This is a genomic window from Polaromonas sp. UBA4122 (assembly GCA_002381615.1).
Taxonomy (GTDB): domain Bacteria; phylum Pseudomonadota; class Gammaproteobacteria; order Burkholderiales; family Burkholderiaceae_C; genus Polaromonas.
In genome coordinates this window covers 49,778-50,029 of sequence record DFWY01000066.1, presented here as the reverse complement: position 1 = coordinate 50,029, position 252 = coordinate 49,778, and the positions used below count along the sequence as shown (strand labels likewise).

The 252-nt window shown below is 62.7% G+C and carries 1 protein-coding gene; it reads right to left on the bottom strand.

The genetic code is table 11. From position 1 onward, the window contains the following. Window positions 1-252 (bottom strand): quinolinate synthase NadA (nadA, locus tag B3F77_RS08630; RefSeq protein ID WP_293604565.1); only part of this gene is annotated, 252 nt, incomplete at both ends.

Genomic DNA, 252 nt, shown 5'->3' with positions numbered 1-252 from the left:
TTTCTGGCCCTGCGCTTTGAGCGCTCGCACGATGTCCAGCGCGCAGCTTGACGTCACGACCCAGTCCGCGCGCGCCTTGACGGCGGCGCTGGTGTTGGCATAGACCACCACAGTACGGTCGGGGTGGGCGTCGCAAAAGGCACTGAATTCATCGATCGGGCAGCCCAGGTCCAAGGAACAGGTGGCGTCCAGATCAGGCATCAGCACGCGCTTTTCGGGCGAAAGAATTTTGGCGGTCTCGCCCATGAAGCG